At 38.9% G+C, this 21881-nt stretch carries 24 protein-coding genes and 5 tRNA genes; 4 read left to right on the top strand and 25 right to left on the bottom strand.

The window, feature by feature from the left end:
- Positions 1-37 precede the first annotated feature (37 nt).
- From rpoB to ACOKFG_RS08035, 25 genes are all read right to left on the bottom strand, one after another.
- Positions 38-3847 carry a DNA-directed RNA polymerase subunit beta gene (gene rpoB / locus ACOKFG_RS08155; protein ID WP_422862163.1) on the bottom strand — a complete coding sequence of 1270 codons (3810 nt, stop codon included), beginning with the start codon at positions 3845-3847 and terminating at the stop codon, positions 38-40.
- 128 nt (positions 3848-3975) lie between these two features.
- Positions 3976-4356: a 50S ribosomal protein L7/L12 gene (rplL, locus tag ACOKFG_RS08150; protein WP_190811542.1), complete on the bottom strand. Its 381-nt coding sequence runs from the start codon at positions 4354-4356 to the stop codon at positions 3976-3978.
- A gap of 53 nt (positions 4357-4409) precedes the next feature.
- Positions 4410-4928, bottom strand: coding sequence for a 50S ribosomal protein L10 (rplJ, locus tag ACOKFG_RS08145; RefSeq protein WP_422862162.1), 519 nt, complete (start codon positions 4926-4928; stop codon positions 4410-4412).
- A 22-nt stretch (positions 4929-4950) separates the two neighbouring features.
- Complete coding sequence (gene rplA / locus ACOKFG_RS08140; RefSeq protein WP_190811544.1) at positions 4951-5643, bottom strand: 50S ribosomal protein L1; 693 nt, start codon at positions 5641-5643, stop codon at positions 4951-4953.
- Between the two features lie 19 nt (positions 5644-5662).
- Complete coding sequence (rplK, locus tag ACOKFG_RS08135; protein WP_097047425.1) at positions 5663-6100, bottom strand: 50S ribosomal protein L11; 438 nt, start codon at positions 6098-6100, stop codon at positions 5663-5665.
- 67 nt (positions 6101-6167) lie between these two features.
- Positions 6168-6719, bottom strand: a complete 552-nt coding sequence (nusG, locus tag ACOKFG_RS08130; RefSeq protein WP_136466277.1) for a transcription termination/antitermination protein NusG — start codon at positions 6717-6719, stop codon at positions 6168-6170.
- Between the two features lie 6 nt (positions 6720-6725).
- Positions 6726-6914: a preprotein translocase subunit SecE gene (gene secE, locus ACOKFG_RS08125; protein WP_298794597.1), complete on the bottom strand. Its 189-nt coding sequence runs from the start codon at positions 6912-6914 to the stop codon at positions 6726-6728.
- Positions 6915-6935: 21 nt separating this feature from the next.
- Positions 6936-7008: transfer RNA gene (locus ACOKFG_RS08120), tRNA-Trp, on the bottom strand.
- Positions 7009-7078: 70 nt separating this feature from the next.
- A complete protein-coding gene (gene tuf, locus ACOKFG_RS08115) occupies positions 7079-8266 on the bottom strand; it encodes an elongation factor Tu (protein WP_298794599.1) in 1188 nt (395 codons plus the stop codon).
- 47 nt (positions 8267-8313) lie between these two features.
- Positions 8314-8385 (bottom strand) — tRNA-Thr (locus ACOKFG_RS08110).
- Positions 8386-8466: 81 nt separating this feature from the next.
- Positions 8467-8539 (bottom strand) — tRNA-Gly (locus ACOKFG_RS08105).
- Between the two features lie 79 nt (positions 8540-8618).
- Positions 8619-8700: transfer RNA gene (locus ACOKFG_RS08100), tRNA-Tyr, on the bottom strand.
- Between the two features lie 22 nt (positions 8701-8722).
- Positions 8723-8796, bottom strand: a tRNA-Thr gene (locus tag ACOKFG_RS08095).
- 101 nt (positions 8797-8897) lie between these two features.
- Entirely contained in the window at positions 8898-9200 is a 303-nt protein-coding gene (gene hpf / locus ACOKFG_RS08090) for a ribosome hibernation-promoting factor, HPF/YfiA family (protein WP_298794601.1), read from the bottom strand.
- Positions 9201-9258: 58 nt separating this feature from the next.
- On the bottom strand, positions 9259-10149 hold the full coding sequence (locus tag ACOKFG_RS08085) for a tyrosine-type recombinase/integrase (RefSeq protein WP_299488971.1): 891 nt from the start codon (positions 10147-10149) through the stop codon (positions 9259-9261).
- Between the two features lie 91 nt (positions 10150-10240).
- Positions 10241-10435, bottom strand: coding sequence for a 30S ribosomal protein S21 (gene rpsU / locus ACOKFG_RS08080; protein WP_147740561.1), 195 nt, complete (start codon positions 10433-10435; stop codon positions 10241-10243).
- 84 nt (positions 10436-10519) lie between these two features.
- Positions 10520-11659, bottom strand: a complete 1140-nt coding sequence (locus ACOKFG_RS08075; RefSeq protein ID WP_298794752.1) for an acyl-CoA dehydrogenase family protein — start codon at positions 11657-11659, stop codon at positions 10520-10522.
- 34 nt (positions 11660-11693) lie between these two features.
- Positions 11694-12554 carry a helix-hairpin-helix domain-containing protein gene (locus tag ACOKFG_RS08070; RefSeq protein WP_298794609.1) on the bottom strand — a complete coding sequence of 287 codons (861 nt, stop codon included), beginning with the start codon at positions 12552-12554 and terminating at the stop codon, positions 11694-11696.
- A gap of 9 nt (positions 12555-12563) precedes the next feature.
- Entirely contained in the window at positions 12564-14180 is a 1617-nt protein-coding gene (locus ACOKFG_RS08065; RefSeq protein ID WP_298794612.1) for an alanine/glycine:cation symporter family protein, read from the bottom strand.
- Between the two features lie 86 nt (positions 14181-14266).
- Positions 14267-15274, bottom strand: a complete 1008-nt coding sequence (locus ACOKFG_RS08060) for a potassium channel protein (RefSeq protein WP_298794615.1) — start codon at positions 15272-15274, stop codon at positions 14267-14269.
- A gap of 1 nt (position 15275) precedes the next feature.
- Positions 15276-15503 (bottom strand): PspC domain-containing protein, encoded by a 228-nt coding sequence (locus ACOKFG_RS08055; protein ID WP_163416073.1) that lies wholly within the window; start codon positions 15501-15503, stop codon positions 15276-15278.
- Positions 15504-15512: 9 nt separating this feature from the next.
- Positions 15513-16793 carry a DUF2851 family protein gene (locus tag ACOKFG_RS08050; RefSeq protein ID WP_298794622.1) on the bottom strand — a complete coding sequence of 427 codons (1281 nt, stop codon included), beginning with the start codon at positions 16791-16793 and terminating at the stop codon, positions 15513-15515.
- A gap of 60 nt (positions 16794-16853) precedes the next feature.
- The gene (locus tag ACOKFG_RS08045) at positions 16854-17165 is read right to left on the bottom strand and encodes a rhodanese-like domain-containing protein (protein ID WP_298794624.1); all 312 of its coding nucleotides are present in this window, start codon (positions 17163-17165) and stop codon (positions 16854-16856) included.
- A 74-nt stretch (positions 17166-17239) separates the two neighbouring features.
- Positions 17240-17857, bottom strand: coding sequence for a thioredoxin family protein (locus ACOKFG_RS08040; RefSeq protein WP_422862161.1), 618 nt, complete (start codon positions 17855-17857; stop codon positions 17240-17242).
- Between the two features lie 4 nt (positions 17858-17861).
- On the bottom strand, positions 17862-18416 hold the full coding sequence (locus ACOKFG_RS08035) for a TlpA disulfide reductase family protein (RefSeq protein ID WP_298794628.1): 555 nt from the start codon (positions 18414-18416) through the stop codon (positions 17862-17864).
- 132 nt (positions 18417-18548) lie between these two features.
- Between ACOKFG_RS08035 and ACOKFG_RS08030 the strand changes: the two genes are divergently transcribed.
- From ACOKFG_RS08030 to ACOKFG_RS08015, 4 genes are all read left to right on the top strand, one after another.
- A complete protein-coding gene (locus ACOKFG_RS08030; RefSeq protein WP_298794630.1) occupies positions 18549-18995 on the top strand; it encodes a MarR family transcriptional regulator in 447 nt (148 codons plus the stop codon).
- Position 18996: 1 nt separating this feature from the next.
- Complete coding sequence (locus tag ACOKFG_RS08025; protein WP_298794632.1) at positions 18997-19629, top strand: NAD(P)H-dependent oxidoreductase; 633 nt, start codon at positions 18997-18999, stop codon at positions 19627-19629.
- A gap of 38 nt (positions 19630-19667) precedes the next feature.
- Positions 19668-20240, top strand: coding sequence for a YceI family protein (locus ACOKFG_RS08020; RefSeq protein WP_298794634.1), 573 nt, complete (start codon positions 19668-19670; stop codon positions 20238-20240).
- 243 nt (positions 20241-20483) lie between these two features.
- Positions 20484-21881 carry an anthranilate synthase component I family protein gene (locus ACOKFG_RS08015; RefSeq protein WP_299488956.1) on the top strand — a complete coding sequence of 466 codons (1398 nt, stop codon included), beginning with the start codon at positions 20484-20486 and terminating at the stop codon, positions 21879-21881.

Raw genomic sequence — 21881 nt, 5'->3', positions numbered from 1 at the left:
ATGGAGATGATATGATTAAAAATGCTTAAATTTTGTTCTATTCTTCCAATCTGATATCCAAACCTAATCCCTTAAGTTCGTGCATCAATACATTGAAAGATTCTGGCAATCCAGGTTCTGGCATGGTCTCACCTTTTACAATGGACTCATACGTCTTGGCCCTTCCGATAACATCATCGGATTTAACGGTCAAGATTTCGCGCAGGGTAGATGAAGCTCCGTAAGCTTCCAATGCCCATACCTCCATCTCACCAAAACGCTGACCACCAAACTGGGCTTTACCACCCAATGGTTGTTGTGTGATCAATGAGTAAGGTCCAATAGATCTAGCGTGCATCTTGTCGTCAACCATATGACCTAATTTCAACATGTAGATTACACCTACGGTTGCTGCCTGATCAAAACGTTTACCTGTTCCACCATCATACAAGTGTGTGTGTCCAAATCTTGGAACACCAGCTTCGTCGGTATACTCGTTGATTTGATCCAAGGTTGCTCCATCGAAAATTGGAGTTCCGTATTTTTTGCCCAGTTTCAAACCTGCCCAACCAAGAACAGTTTCGTAAATCTGACCAATGTTCATACGAGAAGGTACCCCAAGTGGATTCAATACGATGTCCACTGGTGTTCCATCTTCCAAGAATGGCATATCTTCTTGACGAACGATTCTTGCAACAATACCCTTGTTACCGTGACGTCCAGCCATTTTATCACCCACTTTAAGCTTTCGCTTTTTGGCGATATATACCTTGGCCAATTTCATGATTCCAGCAGGAAGTTCATCACCAACAGAGATGGTAAACTTGTCTCTTCTTAGGTTTCCTTGAATGTCGTTCAACTTGATTTTGTAGTTGTGCAACAAATCGGCAACCAAAGTATTGGTGTCTTCGTCTGTTGTCCAGCTTCCGCCAATCAAGTGAGCAAAATCATCAACGGAATTCAACATTTTAATGGTGTATTTCTTTCCTTTTGGAAGTACTTCTTCACCCAAATCGTTGATTACACCTTGTGATGTTTTTCCGTTTATCAATCCAAAGAGTTTCTCAACGAGAACATCTTTCAATTGTTGGAATTTCACTTCATAATCCATCTCCAATCTGGTGATGGCTTCTTTGTCCTCAGAGCGCTTACGCTTATCTTTTATAGATCGAGAGAACAATTTTTTATCAATAACAACACCTCTTAATGAAGGTGAAGCTTTAAGTGATGCATCTTTTACATCTCCAGCTTTATCACCAAAGATGGCACGAAGTAATTTTTCTTCTGGAGTTGGGTCAGACTCACCTTTTGGTGTAATCTTACCAATCAAAATATCACCAGGTTTTACCTCGGCCCCAATACGAATCATACCGTATTCATCCAAATCTTTAGTAGCTTCTTCAGAAACGTTAGGAATATCGTTGGTCAACTCTTCAGCACCCAATTTGGTATCCCTAACTTCTAAGGCGTACTCATCGATATGGATAGAGGTAAAGATATCTTCACGAACAACTTTTTCAGAAATCACGATCGCATCTTCAAAGTTGTATCCTTTCCATGGCATAAATGCCACTTTCATGTTTCTACCTAAAGCCAACTCCCCTTTTTGAGTAGCATAGCCTTCACAAAGTACCTGACCTCTTTTAACCTTATCTCCTTTTTGGACAATAGGTTTTAGGTTGATACTGGTTCCTTGGTTGGTCTTTCTAAATTTAACCAACTCGTACGTTTTGGAATCTTCTTCGAAGCTTACCAAACGTTCTTCTTCTGATCTAGAATACTTGATGGTAATCTTTTGTGCATCAACATATTCAACTACACCATCTCCTTCAGCATTGATCAACACCCTAGAATCGGTAGCTACTTGTCTTTCCAAACCAGTACCTACAATTGGAGATTCTGGTCGAAGTAATGGAACGGCCTGACGCATCATGTTTGATCCCATCAAGGCACGGTTCGCATCGTCATGCTCCAAGAAAGGAATCAACGAAGCAGAAATGGAAGCAATCTGGTTAGGAGCAACATCGGTATAATTTACCTCGGAAGGATCCACAACCGGGAAATCACCTTCTTCACGGGCAATTACCTTATCATCTTCAATTTTCCCCTTGGCATCCATTGGGATATTCGCCTGGGAAATTTTCATTCCTTCTTCCTCCTCAGCACTCAAATAAGTGAACTCTTTGGTATTTACAACACCATTATCAACCTTGCGGTAAGGAGTTTCCAAGAAGCCCATTGGGTTAACCTTGGCAAATACTGAAAGTGAAGAAATCAAACCAATGTTTGGTCCTTCAGGAGTTTCAATAGGACAAAGTCTTCCGTAGTGCGTATAGTGAACGTCACGTACCTCGAAACCTGCTCTTTCACGGGAAAGACCACCAGGTCCTAGTGCGGACAATCTTCTTTTGTGTGTAATCTCTGCCAACGGATTGGTTTGATCCATAAACTGAGATAGCTGGTTAGTACCAAAGAATGAGTTGATCACGGAAGACAACGTCTTAGCGTTAATCAAATCAATTGGCGTAAATACCTCATTGTCACGAACGTTCATACGCTCACGAATGGTACGCGCCATACGGGCCAAACCAACACCAAACTGAGAGGACAACTGCTCACCAACGGTTCTTACACGACGGTTGGACAAGTGATCGATATCATCAATCTCCGCTTTGGAGTTGATCAGCTCAATTAGGTATTTTATAATTGTAATGATATCTTCTTTGGTCAAAACCTGTTTGTCCATTCCAATATCCAATTGCAACTTCTTGTTCATTCTGTAACGACCTACTTCACCTAAGTTGTATCGTTGATCAGAGAAGAACAATTTATCGATGATACCACGCGCCGTTTCTTCATCTGGCGGCTCGGCATTACGCAATTGTCTATAAATATGCTCCACCGCTTCTTTTTCAGAGTTGGTAGGGTCTTTTTGCAATGTATTATGGATAATTGCGTAATCAGACTGTGCGTTATTCTCTTTGTGAAGTAGAATTGTCTTCACATCGGCATCAATGATTTCATCCACGTGCTCTTTTTCAAGAACGGTATCACGATCTAGGATAATCTCGTTACGCTCGATGGAAACCACCTCACCTGTATCTTCATCCACAAAATCCTCATGCCAAGTGTTCAACACCCTTGCCGCAAGCTTGCGTCCCAATACTTTTTTCAATCCGGCTTTAGAAACCTTTACTTCTTCTGAAAGGTCAAAGATTTCCAAAATATCCTTATCTCTTTCAAATCCGATAGCTCGGAAAAGTGTGGTTACCGGTAATTTTTTCTTTCTATCAATATAAGCGTACATAACGCCATTGATATCGGTTGCAAATTCAATCCAAGATCCTTTGAAAGGAATAACCCTGGCGGAATACAATTTGGTTCCGTTTGCGTGGAAAGACTGACCAAAGAAAACCCCTGGCGATCTATGCAACTGAGAAACAACAACCCTTTCTGCACCGTTGATAACGAAGGTTCCACTTGGAGTCATGTACGGAATGGTACCTAGGTACACATCTTGTACTATGGTCTCAAAATCTTCGTGCTCGGGATCGGTACAATATAATTTTAAACGTGCCTTTAACGGAACGCTATAGGTAAGTCCACGCTCAATACATTCCTGGATGGAATAACGCGGTGGATCTATAAAATAGTCTAGAAATTCAAGTACAAACTGGTTTCTAGTGTCTGTAATGGGAAAATTTTCCATGAAGGTATTGTAGAGACCTTCATTTCCTCTTTCGTCAGATTTAGTTTCAAGCTGAAAAAAGTCTTGAAACGACTTAATCTGAATGTCCAAGAAATCCGGGTATTCCGGTATGTTCTTAGCGGATGCGAAATTTACTCTTTCAGTAGTGTTTGTGAACATCAATGGACAAGTTTTGATCGTGAAATATTACAATGCGTTGTGTATGACTTTATACACTCCTATTAAATAGGCTAAGGCCTAACCATTATTATGGAAAGACCTTAACCAAATTTGTATGGTAAAAGCTATTATTTAAGCTCAACTTCTGCTCCTGCTTCTTCCAATGATTTTTTGATACCTTCTGCCTCATCTTTGGCAACTCCTTCTTTAACAGCTTTTGGTGCGCTGTCAACGATGTCCTTAGCATCTTTCAATCCAAGACCAGTCAGTTCTTTAACTAGTTTTACTACTGCCAATTTAGAACCACCAGCAGCTGTAAGGATTACATCAAATTCTGATTTTTCCTCAGCAGCTTCAGCTTCACCACCACCAGCAGCACCGCCAGCAACAGCTACTGCAGCAGCAGCAGGCTCAATACCGTATTCTTCTTTTAATATGTCGGCCAACTCATTTACCTCTTTTACTGTAAGGTTTACCAACTGTTCTGCAAAATCTTTTAAATCTGCCATTTTTCTATCGTTTAATCAAATTTTTAAAATATACTTAGTTTATTGTGCGCGAATTATTCTTTCTCAGATAATGTCTTAAGGATTCCGGCCAGTTTACCGCCACCAGATTTAAGTCCAGAAATAACATTCTTGGCTGGTGATTGTAACAATCCGATGATATCCCCAATAACTTCCTCTTTGGACTTGATATTTACAAGTGCGTCAAGGTTTTCATCTCCTAAATAGATAGCTTCTGCGATAAAAGCTCCTTTTAGTACTGGTTTATCTGATTTCTTTCTAAAGTTTTTGATAAGTTTCGCTGGTGCATTTCCTGTTTCAGAAAACATCAAAGATGTATTTCCTTTTAAAACATCAGGTAGTTCACCGAATTCCTTATCAGAAGCTTCCATTGCTTTTGCAAGCAAGGTGTTCTTAACAACTGCAAGTTTAATATTGGCTTTGAAACAAGCTCTTCTAAGGTTAGAAGTGGTTGTAGCATCCAATCCTGATATATCCGCCAAATAAATGTTAGCGTTATCAGCCAACTGTGCAGTCAAATCTTCTATTACGATTGCTTTTTCTTCTCTTGTCATAATTAAAATATTGAACTACCAGTTACGAAACTGCTTTTGGATCTAGTTGAACACTAGGACTCATGGTACTTGACAAATAGATACTCTTCATATAAACACCTTTTGCCGCAGCTGGCTTCATTCTAACCAAAGTATCTAACAACTCTTTGGCATTACCTGCAATTTTATCTGCAGAAAAAGAAGCTTTTCCTATTGCCGCGTGTACAATTCCAGTTTTGTCCACTTTAAAATCAATCTTACCAGCTTTCACTTCAGAAACTGCTTTTGCAACATCCATAGTTACTGTACCAGTCTTTGGATTGGGCATTAAACCTCTAGGTCCTAAAACTCTACCGAGTGGACCAAGTTTACCCATAACGCTTGGCATAGTGATGATAACATCAACATCGGTCCAACCGCCTTTTATTTTTTCCAAATATTCGTCTAACCCAACAAAATCAGCACCAGCCTCTTTAGCTTCTGCCTCTTTATCTGGGGTCACCAATGCTAAAACTTTTACGTCTTTACCTGTTCCGTGTGGAAGTGTAACTACGCCACGTACCATTTGATTTGCTTTTCTTGGATCTACACCCAAACGAATTGCAAGGTCAATGGAAGCATCAAATTTTACATTAGTTATTTCTTTTACCAAAGCAGATGCTTCTTCCAAAGAGTACAATTTATTCTTGTCTATTTTGGAGTAAGCGTCTTTTTGCTTTTTTGTCAATCTTGCCATTATAAATTGCTTTAAGATTTTAAAAAGGTCTTTTGCCTGCTACTTTTAAACCCATGGATCTAGCCGTACCCGCAACCATACTCATTGCAGACTCTACTGTAAAAGCATTCAAATCGACCATTTTGTCTTCAGCGATTTGCTTTACTTGATCCCAGGATACAGAACCATTTTTAACTCTGTTAGGTTCGCCAGATCCTTTTTTAATCTTAGCTGCTTCCATCAATTGAACTGCCGCTGGTGGTGTCTTTACAACAAACTCGAAAGATTTGTCTTTGTAAACGGTGATAACAACAGGTAAAACTTTACCCGGTTTGTCCTGTGTACGAGCATTAAACTGCTTACAGAACTCCATGATGTTAACACCTGCAGCACCTAAGGCGGGTCCAACCGGTGGCGATGGATTCGCAGCACCTCCCCTAACTTGTAATTTAACTACCTTATCTACTTCTTTTGCCATTGTTTTTAATTAAAATGAAAGTGTGTCAATTGGAAGCAACACAACTTTATATATGTAACAGCTCTTTTTAAACTTTTTCTACTTGCATATAGCTAAGTTCTAATGGTGTTTTTCTACCGAAAATTTTCACCATTACTTCTAGCTTACGCTTTTCTTCATTGATTTTCTCGACGGTTCCATTGAACCCATTGAAAGGACCATCAATAACTTTTACGGTTTCACCCAACACAAAAGGAATTGCAACGTTGTCTGTATTCACAGCCAACTCATCTACCTTACCTAGCATACGGTTCACCTCTGATTTCCTCAATGGAACAGGATCACCTCCTTTAACCTCACCTAAAAAGCCAATAACATTGGTTATGGAACGAATGATATGAACCATCTCTCCGCCTAAATTGGCCTTGATCATTATATATCCTGGAAAGTAAACCCTTTCTTTATTGATTTTCTTTCCATTACGTATTTGTACTACTTTTTCGGTAGGGACAAGAACTTCTTCAAGGTAATCGCCAAAACCATTGCGCTCCACTTCACTTTCAATGTAGCCTTTGATTTTGTTCTCTTGACCGCTAACAGCCCTAACTACATACCATTTTTTCTCCAGAACCTCAGACATATCCTACTACCCTATTACGTTATCAAAATACAATCGAATCAATTTGCTGAAAAGTGAGTCAACACCCCAGGTCGCTAAAGCGAAAAGAATAGAAAAAACGGCAACCACAACCATAAGATTAGAAGCGTTTTCCCTGTTCAACCAGGTAACATTGTTCTTTAATTCTTCAAAGGATTCCTTTACATATGTGAACATAGTGTTATTGTATTTTTCTAGCACGGGAGGAGAGACTCGAACTCCCGACACCTGGTTTTGGAGACCAGTGCTCTACCAACTGAGCTACACCCGTTTATATTTACACTGAAAGGTATTCCGCATAAAACGGAACACCCTTTAGTGCAATACTTTATTATAAATGATTAATCTAAAATCTCGGTAACCTGACCTGCACCTACTGTTCTACCACCTTCACGGATAGCGAAACGTAGACCTACGCTCAATGCGATTGGCTGAATCAAATCAACGTTGATAGTCAAGTTATCACCAGGCATAACCATTTCAACTCCATCAGGAAGACCAATGTTTCCTGTTACGTCAGTAGTTCTTACGTAGAACTGTGGACGGTAGTTGTTGTGGAATGGTGTGTGACGACCACCTTCTTCTTTTTTAAGGATATAGACCTCAGCTTTGAATTTAGCGTGTGGCTTAACGGAACCTGGCTTACAGATTACCATACCTCTTTTGATATCGGTTTTTTCAATACCTCTCAAAAGGATACCAACGTTATCTCCAGCTTCACCTCTATCCAAAATCTTACGGAACATCTCAACACCAGTAATTGTAGAAGCTAATTTCTCAGCACCCATACCAATGATATCAACAGCGTCACCTGTGTTGGCAACACCAGTTTCGATACGACCAGTTGCAACAGTACCACGACCAGTAATGGTGAATACGTCTTCAACAGGCATCAAGAAATCTTTATCAACATCTCTTTTTGGAAGCTCGATCCACTCATCAACAGCAGCCATCAATTCCATTACAGTATCAACCCACTTTTGCTCACCGTTAAGTGCTCCAAGTGCAGAACCAGAAATAACAGGTCCGTTATCACCATCGTACTCGTAGAAAGAAAGCAATTCTCTTACTTCCATTTCAACAAGCTCTAAAAGCTCCTCGTCATCAACCATGTCAACTTTGTTCAAGAAAACAACGATTCTTGGAATACCAACCTGACGTCCAAGTAGGATATGCTCACGAGTTTGTGGCATAGGTCCATCAGTTGCAGCAACAACCAAGATGGCTCCATCCATCTGAGCAGCACCAGTTACCATGTTCTTTACGTAATCCGCGTGACCAGGACAGTCAACGTGTGCGTAGTGACGGTTCTCAGTCTGATACTCTACGTGAGATGTGTTAATGGTAATACCCCTTTCTTTTTCTTCAGGAGCATTATCGATAGAATCAAAGCTTCTAAGCTCTGACAACCCTGCATTTGCCAATACGGTAGTAATAGCAGCAGTCAATGTGGTTTTACCATGATCCACGTGTCCAATAGTACCAATATTTAAGTGCGGTTTGGAACGATCAAAAGTTTCCTTTGCCATTTTAAATAATTTTAATCTTAGTTTATATTAGTGTACAAATCGTTTTGAGCCAATGACGAGATTTGAACTCGTGACCTCTTCCTTACCAAGGAAACGCTCTACCCCTGAGCTACACCGGCGTAAAGTGCTGAATCAACTATTTCAAAATAGTTCTCCCATATATTTGGAAGAGATTCTTGCTTTCGCAAGGATGACTTTAGAGCGGGAGACCGGGTTCGAACCGGCGACATTCAGCTTGGAAGGCTGACGCTCTACCAACTGAGCTACTCCCGCATTTTTTTGGGCATTGCCCAAACAATTTCAATATTTCAAAAAAACTTCTCCACTTTGTTCTCGCAAGAACAACTGCTTGTGGGGAGAGCAGGATTCGAACCTGCGAAGACATAGTCAGCAGATTTACAGTCTGCCCTCGTTGGCCGCTTGAGTATCTCCCCGCCTTATTTTCAGTATGTTACGAGCCGATGGAGGGACTCGAACCCACGACCTGCTGATTACAAATCAGCTGCTCTAGCCAGCTGAGCTACATCGGCATTTTATGGCCTTTATTCCATAAAAAAAGTCCGCTATTTCTAACGGACTGCAAATGTATATATTTATTTTTTTAATCAAAATAAAATTTCAAAAATTTTCATCAAGCTTTTGCCCTTAATTTTTCCTTCTTTTTTACCAATTGTCTTTCCAAAGAACTGCATGCGGAATCCACTGCTTCCTCAAAAGTTTTACATTGTTTTTTTACGATGAACTTATCTCGTGGAACAAGAACTTTGATTTCTACTATCTTATTTTCTTTTGCACTTGTATTATCGACCTTTAAATATACATCAGAACCAATGACCTTGTCATAGAACACCTCCAATTTATCCATTCTCCTTTGGATAAAATCCATTAGCTTACCATCAGCTACAAAATTTACCGATTGTGCATTTACCTTCATAAGATTTCAGTTTTTAGGGCTACCTAGCGGCAGACGAGTTATACATTTAAGGAACTGGCTATTCCTTACTTCTTGGATGGGCCTTAGAGTGAACCTTTTTCAGTTCGGCAATGCTATTATGGGTATACACTTGCGTGGATGCCAAACTTGAATGACCCAATAGCTCTTTCACAGCGTTTAAATCAGCTCCCCTATTAAGCAGATGTGTTGCAAAGGTGTGTCTAAGTATATGAGGACTCTTTTTTACCTTAGGGGACACCAAACTAAAATACTTATTTATAGTTCGATAAACAAGTGTTTCATAAATTTTAAGTCCTCCTTTTGTTAAAAATAGATAAGATTCGTCGACGATTTTTTCGAGCGCGGTTCTTTGTTTGAAATATTGTTCAAGGGCTTCAGCTGTAGTTATCAACAGAGGAATTATTCTTTCCTTGTTTCTTTTACCCAATACCTTGAGTGTTTTGTTAGCATCATTATAGTCCGATAACTTAAGGTTGACCAATTCTGCCCTTCGCATCCCCGTAGTATACAGCATTTCAATAATAAGTTTGTCACGAGTTCCTTCAAAGTTATCTTCAAAAGGGATTTCAGAAAGTATGGTTTGCATCTCTTGTTCAGAAAATGGCACCTCTAACTTGTGCTCTGTTTTTAAAGCCTTATGCTTTGCGAGGGGCGAAACAGTTATCTGTTGAATTTTTTGTAAAAAACGATAGTAAGCCCTAAGTGAAGAAACTTTTCTGTTGACGGTTCTATTGGATATACCTTCCTCTACCAAAGAAATGATCCAACTTCGTATTACGGTATACTCAATATCATCTATAGTAGGAAGTTCAAAAACCTCAAAAGCATATATTGAAAATGCACTTATATCCTTTTCATAGGCTTTGATGGTATGCAGTGAGTAATTTTTCTCAAACTTTAAATATGATATGAACGCATCCAAGGCCATGTATTCAAAGTTACCCAATTAACTAAGAGTATTCCAATAAAAAAATCCCGAACCTAATGGAACGGGATTCTTATTTTTACGTGGCAAAGACCTAAATTTCTTCTTGATCTCTAAGTCCTTGTATATATTGAGCTTTTTGAACTTCTGCTCTGCGTTTTACAGAAGGCTTTGTGAACTGCTGTCTTTTTCTCAACTGACGCATGGTGCCTGTCTTATCAAACTTACGCTTGAAACGCTTTAAAGCTCTATCGATGTTCTCTCCTTCTTTTACTGGTATTATTAACATAGGCTACAACCTCCTCTCTTTTAGAATTTCCCAATCGCTATTGGGCGTGCAAATATACTGGTAATAATTCTAATCGTACAAGGGTTATTTAAGAATATTTCTTGAAATCACCACTTTTTGAATTTCTGTGGTTCCTTCTCCTATGGTACACAGCTTAGCATCCCTGTAAAACTTTTCTACCGGAAAGTCTTTGGTATATCCGTAACCGCCATGAATCTGCACGGCTTCATTGGCTACACGAACGCAAACTTCCGATGCATACATTTTAGACATTGCGCCATGCGTTGTCATCGGCTTGCCTGCATTTTTAAGAAAGGCTGCTTTGTGCAACAAGAGTTCAGACGCCTCAATTTCAGTTGCCATATCAGCTAATTTAAATGAGATGCCCTGGAACTGACTTATAGGTTTTCCAAATTGGACACGTTCTTTTGAATATTTAAGGGCAGCTTCATAAGCGCCTTTTGATACACCTAGTGATAAGGCCCCGATTGAAATACGCCCACCATCCAAAACTTTCATCGATTGAATAAATCCATCTCCCACTTCACCTAAACGGTTCTCATCTGGAATTCTACAATCCGAGAAAATAAGTTCAGCGGTTTCACTAGCCCGCATACCCAACTTATCTTCTTTTTTACCACTAGAAAAACCTGGTGTGCCTTTTTCAATTGCAAAGGCGGTCATTCCATGGCTATCACCTTTCTCGCCTGTTCTTGCAATAACAACAGCAATATCTCCGCTCTTGCCATGGGTTATGAAATTTTTCGCTCCGTTTAAAACCCATGAATCTCCATCTTTGACAGCGGTGGTATTCATTCCACCAGCATCAGAACCTGTGTTATGTTCGGTAAGTCCCCAAGCTCCCAGCCATTCCGCTGTAGCTAATTTGGGAATCCAACGCTGCTTTTGTTCTTCGTTACCAAAAGATAAAATATGGTTTGTGCATAGGGAGTTATGTGCAGCGACGGAAAGTCCTATAGCCGGATCAACTTTGGAAATTTCTTCTAAAATTGCAATGTACTCATGATACCCAAGTCCTGAACCTCCAAGCTCCTCTGGGACCAAAATTCCCATAAACCCCATTTCACCTGCCTTTTTAAAGACCTCGACAGGAAAGTGTTGGGCTTCATCCCATTCCAATACATGAGGGGCAATATATTGCTGTGCAAATTCTTTGGCTGACTCAGCAACCATTTTTTGGGTTTCTGAATAATCAAAATTCATTGTGGACAATGTATCCGTAACCATTAGCTCAATTTTATAAGGTCAAATATAGTTTAATTCTATCTATTTTGTTTATCGGAAATCCATTAATGTTAAACAATTTTTCAAATGACTCAATGTTTCCCTTTTCATTTCGTAAAGTCACGATTTCATTAGCAACTTTACGATTTATATAGATTAAACGAGAAATTTCTTCCGCTGTTGCCAAATTTATGTTGATTTTCTCTATCGAGGGAGGACTCAGCACTACAAATTTTTCTAAGGTGCGCTGAACCACTTCAGGCTCAAGCCCATAAACATCGTTCAATTGTTCATTGATTAAAAATCCTCCGAGTCTATCTCTAAATTTTATGATTCGGTTAGAGAGGGTTTCACCTATTCCATAGATGGACTTTAATTCTTCAGCAGTAGCAAGATTTAGGTCCTTTGCTTCAATAGCATTTTTAGATTTAACAGTAGGGTAGGTCTTTACTTTCTTCCTTTTAGTCCATTCCGGAAATTTAAAAGACGTGGAGATCATCGCTAACAAAGAATCTGAAATCTGCGTTACTTTTTGAAACTCCTCTACCGAATTAATATAGCTACCCGTTTTACGGAAGGCAAACAACCTATCAAGTTCATCAACTGACATTCCCAATGAATAACCTTTATAATCTGAAATATAATTTGGGTTAAAGGGAAAAATCTTTATCGAATCTTTTTGCAGTGCCAATAATCGCAGACTGTCCAACTGGGACTGCTCCACAACATTCGCAATAAACAAAGTTTCCTTTTGAAAGGGTTTGGTTTTGATGTAAAAAAATACTCCTTGAAGAATAATTATGAGCACCAATAAAAAGAAAATCCCACTTCGTTCTTGCTTATTGAACTTAAAGTGGGATTTGAAATTATTCAATGCTCAGTATTATTTGCTTTTCACAAAATTCTTTATGTCCGTCAAATATTTGTCCATTTCTTCCCTCACTCTTGGGAATAGGAACAAAAGTCCAATCATATTAGGGAATACCAATGCCAAAATCATAGCATCCGAGAATTTGATTACAGCATCCAAAGTGGCGCCAGCTCCGATTACCACGAACAAGAGGAACATTACTTTGTAAACAATGTCTGCAGTCTTTCCTCTTCCAAAAAGATACTTCCACGATTGTAATCCATAATAGGACCACGAAATCATAGTTGAAAAGGCGAACAGAATTATCGCAATGGTCAATACATATCTAAATCCAGGTATTACCGAATCGTAGGCCATTGAAGTTAAATCGACTCCTCCAACATAAGTTCCGGATTCGTTAAGTAATACGGTGCTACCAACGGCATTACCATAATCAAAGGCGCCTACATCCATATTAAAAAAGATGATTACCAGGGCAGTCATGGTACAAATTACCACGGTATCGATAAATGGCTCCAAAAGTGCAACAACACCTTCACTGGCAGGATATTTAGTCTTTACAGCGGAGTGGGCAATGGCAGCAGAACCTGCTCCTGCTTCATTGGAGAAAGCTGCTCTTTGAAAACCTACAATGATTACCCCAACAATTCCACCAAGACCTGCTGCTGGCGTAAAAGCACCACCGATAATCATTCCGAAAGCATCACCAATGTATTCGATATTTGCGAAGATGATTACCAAAGAGGCCAAAACATAAACTCCAGCCATAAAAGGAACTATTTTTTCAGTTACGCTGGCAATCTTCTTGATTCCTCCGATAATCACAATTCCAACCAAAGCGGCTAAAATCACTCCAATAATAACTCCAGTAGCGCCACCTTCAAGGCTCAACATAGTTGTAAGTTGAACAGCAGCCTGATTGGATTGAAATGCATTTCCACCTCCAAAGGAAGCTCCAACACATAGGATTGCAAAAATGACGGCCAATACTTTTCCGAGGCCTTTCAGTCCTCTTTCTTTCAATCCTTTTGATAAGTAGTACATCGGTCCACCGTAAACTGTTCCATCTGGACCAACATCTCTATATTTAACACCTAAAGTACATTCGACAAATTTGGTGGACATTCCAATCAATCCACAAACAATCATCCAAAAGGTTGCTCCAGGACCACCTAATGCAATTGCAACGGCTACACCGGCAATGTTTCCAAGTCCAACGGTACCAGAAACGGCAGTTGCAAGAGCCTGGAAATGGCTAACTTCTCCTTCTTTACTTTCATCCTTGATTGTTCCTGGGAGATCTCCATCGGGTGCGCTCAATTCCGTTTTTTCAACGCTATGGTGATCAAGTTCATCGTATTTTCCTCGTACCGTATTAATGGCCAGGCCGAATTTGGTGATATTCGGAAACTTGAATCGTATGGTAAAAAAAGTAGCTCCGATTATTAAAAGAATTAAAACTACGGGTAGGTTATACCCGCCGATTGAAATAGGGGTTAAAACGAAACCTTCCCACCACGTTGCAAAGGGCATAAAGGCATCGTTCACTCTTTCATCCAAGCCTTTTTCTTGAGCACTTGATATGAACGGAACTAAAAATGTAATTAACGCAAGAAGTCGATACTTCATAATGTATTATTTGGTTATGTTAATTTGATGTATAGCGAGCAATATCCTAAAAAAATTCAACGGAATCAAATTTAAAAGTTATAAAACTATCCTATCTGAAACATTTGGTTGAGCTTTTTTATCTGTTCTGGCCTACCCAAAACAATCACTTTTCCTTTTGGCTCCAAGACTAAATCTGCTTCTGGATTTATAATATAATTTCCGCCGGGTTCTATGTAACCTATTATGGTGCAACCGGTTCTTTTGCGAAGATCTAAATCACGAAGCGAGTTACATTCTATTTGGTCTGTAAAATCTTCAATCTCCACTTCTTCGAGGTTGGTGGTGTTTTCTCCTTCAACAGACAATTTATTGATAAACGTTACCAAATCCGGCATTACTACCAAGGAAGCCATGTAGTCTCCTCCTATTTTATCCGGCATAATTACCTTATCTGCTCCGGCCAATTGTAATTTGGACTGGGAAGTTACTTGTGACGCTCTTGTAATAATGAAAAGCTTTTTATTCAACTGACGTGCAGATAGCACAATAAACAGATTAGCGGCATCATCTGGGACTGCAGTAATAAGGTATTGCGCTCTTTCAATTCCTGCTGACATCAATATATCATCTTCATTGGCATCGCCTTCGACAAAGAGCACCTCATTTTCATAGCGTTCGATAATCTCCCTATCTTTTTCAATGACCACGAAGGGTTTTTTATACGCCTTTAATTTTTCTGCTGCCTGCATTCCATTTCTACCATATCCGCATACTACTACATGGTTGGACAAACTGTCAATTTTTTTCTTCACTTTCTTCTTTTTTAAAATCTGGAGTGAATTGCGTCCCAGTAAATATTCTGTGATTACCGAAATGGCAAAACCAAAAATAAAAACACTGGTAACAATTAAAAATACGGTAAAAATCTTTGCGCTGGGGTCTAACGGCTTGACCTCTGAGAAACCCACCGTGGTCACCGTGATAATGGTCATATATATGGCCTCTACCCAAGTAAAATCAGAGAGAAGTTTGTACCCAACTACCCCAATTGTTAAGACGAGTAACATTAAACTTAGGGCCCAAACTATTTTAGAACGCAATAATCTTATCATATCAAAGGTCAAAAACTGAGGTTCTTTTGGTATAGACCAAATCTTTAATGCGCAGCCAAAATGCTATAAAAAGATAGAGGGCGAAGCCAAAACCCAAGGTGGCGAAGGTCAAATAGATAAAGGTGGTTCGTACCACCCGCGCCCTAATACCAAGTCTTTCAGCTATACGCCTACAGACTTCAAAGCCCCTCTTTTGAAAGTAATAGAGGGTATTGTAAAATAAACTCATAATTTAAAATTATGTAATTCTATTCAATAAATGGGCTCCTAAATTGCAATGAAGGCATTTATTTTTTGTGCAATAGCTACTGTATAATTGTATTTTGGCTTGGCTCTGTAAAGCATTTTCGGAGGTTGACCCTAAATTTTTGAATCCTGTTAGAATGGTATTTTTTTCTGGTTTTAATTGTGAAATCAACGATAACAAATCATCGGTCCAGTTCACATTCACCTTTTTGGAATAACAAAACCGAATAGGAATTATGGTGTTTATTATCAAAAGGTCAATAAAGTTTTTGGACAGTTTCTTTTTGCTCGCTTTCGAAACTTTGCCAAAGGTAAAATGGTTTTCCCAATATGGACTTGCCTCAGTTTTAAAGATGTCGTATATCTCGTCAAGCTGATTTACTTTAATCATTTTTGAGAACAAATTCCGATGTCGGTGGTACAACTGAGTGAATTGTGATATTCGAATGGTGGGGAAATTTGAGGGACGCAAACCAAAAAAGTCTGGTTTTCTTAATGGAGCATCCAGATTAAACTTCTTTGCCAAGTACTTATATTCCGCTTGAAGCTTTTTATAATAATTGTCCGTGCAATCCTCATGTGCAAGTAATCCTAGGTAACCGAAAAGAAGACCTTCTATTTGCAGTATCTCCACAGTTGTTTTCCTGAATTTGGAAAAGTCCATGAGCATAGCTCTTTCTGCAAAAAAGTCACCGTTTACCTTGGAACCGAAGTTTTTCATCAACATTACAAAAAGCACTCGCTCCCAATCATTGTTGAAATCCTTAAGTAGATTAAAAATGAATATGGATTTTTGCTCTAATCGTTCTACATAGAGTCGCTCAAGAAAGTTGTTGACCAAAAAGGAAGGTAAGTGCTTAAAGTCCTTTTCACAATTGATGAATGAGGGATTGAAATGCTGAAACAGCTCTTGATATTTGGATAAAATCGTGGATGAGATATGGCTTTGCAACTCCAAAGTGGGAATCTGCGTACCATCCTTTCGGAAGACGTTAATGTCATCTTCCCAAACCACATGAAGAATCACATTATTGTAATTGACATCTGTTTCGTGATGGTGCGCATACCAATCTGAAGATTTGAGGTGCATTTCTACATTGCCAGCCCATAGCTGACCACCAACCTCTATTTGCGCATTGAAAAAGTCAGGTCCTGAATGTAGGTTCAGCGTACCCGGGCTTTTAATTATGATGTGCTCAGAGGTTGATGTGGTAAGTGGTCGTCCTTGAAGCTTATCGCACCTCCATATAAAATGGAGTAGGTCTTCCTTCATGCAACTAATATAGGAATTTACCTATAAAACAAATGGATGTTTAAAATGGGAAGTTATTACCTACTCGGCTACTTCACCTTCCCAATTCATGAACCCACCTTCGAGATTGTATGTGTTTGCTATGCCAACGCTGTTCATAATGGCACAGGCTTGGGCACTTCTATTGCCAGACCTGCAATAGACATAATAGTTTTTTGCTTTATCCAGTTTTTCGAGCTCATTCAAGAAATCCTGTCCCAAATAAATATCTATGTTGGTGGCTCCCGGGATATAACCTTCTTCTACTTCTTCTGGAGTACGAACATCCAAAATGAAAGCGTTGTTATCATTCCCTAATTGCTCTTCCCACTCTTCTTGTGATAAATCTGACATTTTTAAAAGTTTAAGTTTAGCAAAAATAAAAATCCGGAGCATTACTCCGGATTTAAACATGCCTAATTTTCTTTTTAGGCTTTTATACCGCATCCTATGGCACGCGTTGTCGTGACCTTGATTTCTTTTCCGGCCAACATGGCGTCCACAGCATTTTCAACATATTTTTCTTCAACTTGTGAAGCACTTTGATAGTTGTCGTCGATAGCTCCTATATATCTAACCACATTTCCATTACTCGTTTTTTCCAAAAGAAAAACATGTGGAGTTCTGGTTGCACCGTATTGTGGATAAATTTCTTGTCCTTCATCCAATACATAAGGAAAGGTAAAGCCTTTTTCAGTGGCTCGCACTTTCATTTTGGCAAAACTATCCCCTGGTTTCTTTACTGGATTGTTGGGATTGATCGCAATAACCGGAACACCTTGCTGCTTATACTTTGCATCTAAAGCATTTATTCTATCCTCATAAGCAACGGAGTACGGGCAGGTATTACAAGTAAAAATCACTAAAAATCCTTTCGCATCATTATAATCTGAGAGGGAAACCATAGCTCCATCAACATTTTTGAGGGAGAAGTCTGTAGCAACATCCCCAATCGCATACCCTTCATCTACGGAAGTAAATTTTGCAGAAAAAGCTCCCAGCGTTATTACCAGAGCTACTAATCCTAAAATCTTAAATAGTTTCATCGTGTTAGTTAATGAATTTGTTTAATTCTTCATTCAATTCTTCATAGGTAAACTCTTGTGCGTAAAAACTGCGTTTATCCTTGTTATAGATCAAAGTGGCCGGTATACCCCCGCCCCAAGTTTCGTCAATTTTTGGAATCCAATCGTTTTGCTTAGGGTCATCAAGAATAACCACTTTGGATTCAATTCCCTTTTTTTCAACATAAGGTTCCAATCTCGATTTCCACATAGATGGCATATCAAGACTTACCAAAATTACCTCTACATTGTTATCTTTTTGTTCCGCATTGATTTTTTCAAAATAGGGAAGTTCTACAAGGCAAGGTTTGCACCAGGTAGCCCAAAAATTTATCACATACGTTTTTCCATCATCCTTATATAATAAAGGCTTAAGTCCCTCATAATCATAAATTGGAAATTTTACCTCATCACTAGTCTCGGATTCTGCTTTAGCATAAACCTGTTCTGTAGTGCTTTCCTCTCCTTTCTCTTTAGGTTTCTCCACACAACCAACTACTAACATCATGATAAAAACCAAAGAAAACAACAAGTGTTTCATTATCTGCATTTTAGAAGATTAAAAATAAATAAAGTATTCCCAAAGAATCCTTTTTAACAAAATTTTATCTGTTAATAATGATGGTTGAATGAAATATACATTTACATTTGTATATACAATTGTTGTATTAACATGAATGTAGAGCAAATTATAAAAACCGAAAGAACACTTCCTCTTAAAACAAGGACCGTTATTCATTTTGCGTTGGTCAGCAACAAAATCAATGAACAATTCGGTGCAGCGCTAAAGCCTTACGGTATTTCCAAGCAACAGTTTAATGTACTTCGGATTTTACGTGGACAGCATGGGAAACCTGCCAATCTATCTACCATTAATGAGCGTATGGTAACCAAAATGAGCAATACTACCCGATTGGTAGATAAGTTGATTACCAAAGGATACGTGGAAAGATGGATTTGTGAAACCAACCGCCGTAAAGTGGAAATCTTGATTACCGAGAAGGGCAAAACGGTTTTGGAAAAAATGGATACCATAATGTTGAATACAGAAGATATCCTATTAAAAGATTTTTCAGAAAAAGAATTAGAACAATTAAACATACTATTAGATAAATTTTAAAATGAGCAACATACTAGAAAATAGAACCTGGCGCTACGCCACCAAAAAATTCGACAGTACTAAAAAAGTATCCGACGAAGATTTGAAACTTTTATTGGAAGCGACCCGTTTAAGTGCTTCCTCCTATGGACTTCAACCCTATCATGTTTTTGTGATAACAGATGCCGAAATACGCGAAAAACTAAAACCTGTTTCTTGGGGGCAATCCCAAATAACCGATGCTTCGCACCTCATTGTTTTTGCCAACGTAACTGATTTTGGGGAAGAGTTGATGGATGGGTACTTGGAAAACGTAAGCACAACAAGGAACATTCCGTCCGAAGGTCTCAAAGGCTATGGGGATTTTATGAAATCTAAATTGTTAGACCTTCCCACAGAGACCAAAACTATTTGGTCTTCCAAGCAAGCCTATATCGCCTTCAGTAATTTGATGCAAGCAGCGGCAGAACTAAAAATAGACACATGTCCTATGGAAGGTTTTGAAGCAGAGGAGTACAACAAGATCCTTGATTTGGAAGAAAAGAATTTAAATGCATCCGTAGTACTGGCCATAGGCTATCGCTCAGAAGAAGATGAGACGCAACATTACGCCAAAGTGCGAAGATCTGCCGAAGAATTATTCACACATATATAAACCCTAAATATTTTAAACGAAAAATTAAAACACAAATCATGAAAAAAACAATTTTAAGCTTAGCATTGACTTTAACCTTTGGACTTTCTGCAATTGCAAATCCGATTGATGGTGAAAAGAAAACTGTGAAAACAGATAAAAGCACCGTGACCTGGAAAGCATATAAGGTTACTGGATCGCACACTGGAACCATTAACCTAAAATCTGGAAGCTTGGAGTTTGATGGTCAAAAGTTGGTTGGTGGAGAATTCGTAGTAGATATGACTTCCATTAATACAACCGATTTAGAAGGTGAGTACAAAAATAAATTGGATGGGCACCTAAGCTCAGATGATTTTTTCTCTACCGCCACCAATCCAACTGCAACTTTGGTTTTTACAGAAGTAAAACCAAGTGGAGAAAACGAGTATAAGGTGACTGGCGATCTTACCATCAAAGGTATTACTAAGCCTGTAGGTTTTGAAGTATCTGTTAATGGAGATAAAGCAACTGCTTCTTTGAAAGTTGATCGTACTAAATACGACGTAAAATATGGTTCTGGTGTTATCGGGACCGCAAAGGACAAATTAATCTATGATGAATTTGACCTTGTAGTTGATTTGCAGATGTAATCAGCTCTAGTTTAGTGTTTGAAAATCCCGTTCGATACTTTTTCAAACGGGATTTTTAATTTCACAAAACATTATTTGGAAGTTACAATTTCCTTTCTATCTTTGAAGCAATGAATTTAAGAATAGCAAATACCTGGTGGTGGATTAACTTACGTCGAATATCGTGAGCTAGACCTTCATATCCAATATATTATAAAAGGCTTGTCATCACGACAAGCCTTAATTTTTTCAACAAATTTGAAAATGAAATATCAATTAGAAACACATTACAAACAAATTCTGGCCGATACCATTACCCCGGTCAGTGTTTATCTTAAAATCAGGGATAAATTTCCCAATAGCATTCTTTTGGAAAGTAGCGACTATCATGCCAATGACAATAGCTTTTCGTATATCTGCTGCAATCCTATTGCTTCAATTAAGGTGGAGAATGAACTTATTACGCAAACCTTTCCAGATGGAAGCAAAGAAGAGCTTCCAATAACCTCTGATGTTGATGTAACTAATATCATTCATCAGTTTGGTCAAAAATTTTCAGCTCCCAGCAATGGCTTTAAGTTCATTAATAATGGACTTTTTGGGTATATGGCATATGATGCCGTTCGCTATTTTGAGGATGTGGAGGTTTCCAAAAAAGAAGACTCCGTTCAAATACCAGACATCTACTACGCGGTGTACCAAAATATCATTGCTATCAACCATTTTAAAAACGAAGCCTATCTCTTCGCGCACTGCTATAAAAGTGAGAGCAATGTGGATGAAATAGCCCAGCTGTTTCAGGTACGGAATTTTGCCTCCTACAATTTTTCTAAAGATGGAGCACCTATTTCCAATCTAAAAGATGAAGAATACAAGGAACATGTCGAATTAGCTAAAAAGCATTGTCAAAGAGGAGACGTTTTCCAATTGGTATTATCTCGCAGATTCTCTCAAGGATTTAAAGGAGATGAATTCAATGTATACCGTGCACTACGTTCGGTAAATCCATCCCCTTATTTATTCTATTTTGACTATGGGGATTTTAAAATATTTGGAAGTTCCCCAGAGGCCCAACTCATTGTGAAAGACGGAAAAGCCGAAATACATCCTATTGCTGGCACCTATAAAAGAACAGGAAACGATGAGCAAGATGCCGAATTGGCCAAAAAGCTAGCACAAGATGATAAGGAAAACAGCGAACACGTAATGCTGGTGGATTTAGCTCGAAACGACCTAAGTAGAAATGGGAATACCGTAAATGTGGAAACCTATCGTGAGGTGCAATATTTTTCCCATGTCATTCATCTAGTGTCCAAAGTGACCGGACTAAAGAAAAAAGACAGCCAGACTATGAAAGTTGTGGCCGACACTTTTCCAGCAGGAACGCTAAGCGGAGCTCCAAAACATATGGCGATGCAGTTGATAGAGAAATATGAAAAAACAAGTCGTGCGTACTACGGTGGTGCTATCGGCTTTATGGATTTCAAGGGCAATTTTAATCATGCCATTATGATCCGGACATTTTTGAGTAAAAATCATCAATTACATTATCAAGCAGGAGCTGGTTTAGTTGCAGCTTCTGACCCTGAAGCCGAACTACAAGAAACCTATAACAAATTGGGCGCCCTCACCAAAGCGCTTGAAATTGCAGAAACTATCTAA

Source organism: Flagellimonas rhodophyticola (genome assembly GCF_049332665.1).
Taxonomy (GTDB): Bacteria; Bacteroidota; Bacteroidia; order Flavobacteriales; family Flavobacteriaceae; genus Flagellimonas.
The sequence above is the reverse complement of the archived record's forward strand: the minus strand, read 5'-3'. Positions and strand labels throughout refer to the sequence as shown.

Coding starts and splice junctions, on each gene's coding strand:
- rpoB (WP_422862163.1), bottom strand. CDS start 3,847: ATGTTCACAAACACTACTGAAAGAGTAAATTTCGCATCCGCTAAGAAC.
- rplL (WP_190811542.1), bottom strand. CDS start 4,356: ATGGCAGATTTAAAAGATTTTGCAGAACAGTTGGTAAACCTTACAGTA.
- rplJ (WP_422862162.1), bottom strand. CDS start 4,928: ATGACAAGAGAAGAAAAAGCAATCGTAATAGAAGATTTGACTGCACAG.
- rplA (WP_190811544.1), bottom strand. CDS start 5,643: ATGGCAAGATTGACAAAAAAGCAAAAAGACGCTTACTCCAAAATAGAC.
- rplK (WP_097047425.1), bottom strand. CDS start 6,100: ATGGCAAAAGAAGTAGATAAGGTAGTTAAATTACAAGTTAGGGGAGGT.
- nusG (WP_136466277.1), bottom strand. CDS start 6,719: ATGTCTGAGGTTCTGGAGAAAAAATGGTATGTAGTTAGGGCTGTTAGC.
- secE (WP_298794597.1), bottom strand. CDS start 6,914: ATGTTCACATATGTAAAGGAATCCTTTGAAGAATTAAAGAACAATGTT.
- tuf (WP_298794599.1), bottom strand. CDS start 8,266: ATGGCAAAGGAAACTTTTGATCGTTCCAAACCGCACTTAAATATTGGT.
- hpf (WP_298794601.1), bottom strand. CDS start 9,200: ATGAAGGTAAATGCACAATCGGTAAATTTTGTAGCTGATGGTAAGCTA.
- ACOKFG_RS08085 (WP_299488971.1), bottom strand. CDS start 10,149: ATGGCCTTGGATGCGTTCATATCATATTTAAAGTTTGAGAAAAATTAC.
- rpsU (WP_147740561.1), bottom strand. CDS start 10,435: ATGTTAATAATACCAGTAAAAGAAGGAGAGAACATCGATAGAGCTTTA.
- ACOKFG_RS08075 (WP_298794752.1), bottom strand. CDS start 11,659: ATGAATTTTGATTATTCAGAAACCCAAAAAATGGTTGCTGAGTCAGCC.
- ACOKFG_RS08065 (WP_298794612.1), bottom strand. CDS start 14,180: ATGAAGTATCGACTTCTTGCGTTAATTACATTTTTAGTTCCGTTCATA.
- ACOKFG_RS08060 (WP_298794615.1), bottom strand. CDS start 15,274: ATGATAAGATTATTGCGTTCTAAAATAGTTTGGGCCCTAAGTTTAATG.
- ACOKFG_RS08055 (WP_163416073.1), bottom strand. CDS start 15,503: ATGAGTTTATTTTACAATACCCTCTATTACTTTCAAAAGAGGGGCTTT.
- ACOKFG_RS08050 (WP_298794622.1), bottom strand. CDS start 16,793: ATGAAGGAAGACCTACTCCATTTTATATGGAGGTGCGATAAGCTTCAA.
- ACOKFG_RS08045 (WP_298794624.1), bottom strand. CDS start 17,165: ATGTCAGATTTATCACAAGAAGAGTGGGAAGAGCAATTAGGGAATGAT.
- ACOKFG_RS08040 (WP_422862161.1), bottom strand. CDS start 17,857: ATGAAACTATTTAAGATTTTAGGATTAGTAGCTCTGGTAATAACGCTG.
- ACOKFG_RS08035 (WP_298794628.1), bottom strand. CDS start 18,416: ATGAAACACTTGTTGTTTTCTTTGGTTTTTATCATGATGTTAGTAGTT.
- ACOKFG_RS08030 (WP_298794630.1), top strand. CDS start 18,549: ATGAATGTAGAGCAAATTATAAAAACCGAAAGAACACTTCCTCTTAAA.
- ACOKFG_RS08025 (WP_298794632.1), top strand. CDS start 18,997: ATGAGCAACATACTAGAAAATAGAACCTGGCGCTACGCCACCAAAAAA.
- ACOKFG_RS08020 (WP_298794634.1), top strand. CDS start 19,668: ATGAAAAAAACAATTTTAAGCTTAGCATTGACTTTAACCTTTGGACTT.
- ACOKFG_RS08015 (WP_299488956.1), top strand. CDS start 20,484: ATGAAATATCAATTAGAAACACATTACAAACAAATTCTGGCCGATACC.